This window comes from Granulicella sp. S156, from assembly GCF_009766105.1.
GTDB lineage: Bacteria > Acidobacteriota > Terriglobia > Terriglobales > Acidobacteriaceae > Granulicella.
This window is the reverse complement of record NZ_LMUH01000018.1, coordinates 227843-228372: the sequence shown is the minus strand read 5'-3', so window position 1 is coordinate 228372 and position 530 is coordinate 227843. Positions and strand designations below refer to the sequence as shown.

The 530-nt window shown below is 61.7% G+C and carries 1 protein-coding gene; it reads left to right on the top strand.

Annotated elements, in window-relative coordinates; translation table 11 throughout:
* The coding region (locus tag GSQ91_RS14725) for a DNA cytosine methyltransferase (protein WP_174240696.1) at nucleotides 1-530 on the top strand (530 nt) is incomplete at both ends.

The window sequence follows — 530 nt, the reverse complement described above, 5'->3', positions numbered from 1 at the left end:
AGATCGCACCAACCCTGCGCAGCATGGGACATGACTCCAGTCACGCCAACGGTGGCGGACAACTTGCCGTCGCGTTCAGTACCAACCAGCGTGGCGAGGCGAGAGAGCGCTCAGTACATGCCAGTCTGAATAGCGCCCGAGGCGGTGGCAACCAGATAGATGGCATCCTCCAATCGCGCTTAGCCGAAATACCCGAAGGCAATGTGCCCCCTGCCGCCTTCACTCTGCACGGCAGCGATGGAACGACGAGTGCAGCTTCGCCAACCGAAGTAGCGGGGAGCCTCCGCACGCGTGCCCCTGGGAGTATTGAGAACAGCTCCACCACAGCCGTGATGCAGGAAGCGCCGGGTGCCGTTCCTCTCACTGCTTCCTACGGCAAGCAGGTCGATAGTTCCGATACCAGCAGTAGCCCTCAGAACCTGTTGCGGTCGCAGATGGCCGTGCGGCGACTGACGCCGCGTGAGTGCGAGCGGTTGCAAGGATTACCCGATGACTACACCCTCGTCGAATACCGCGGCAAACTGGCAGCT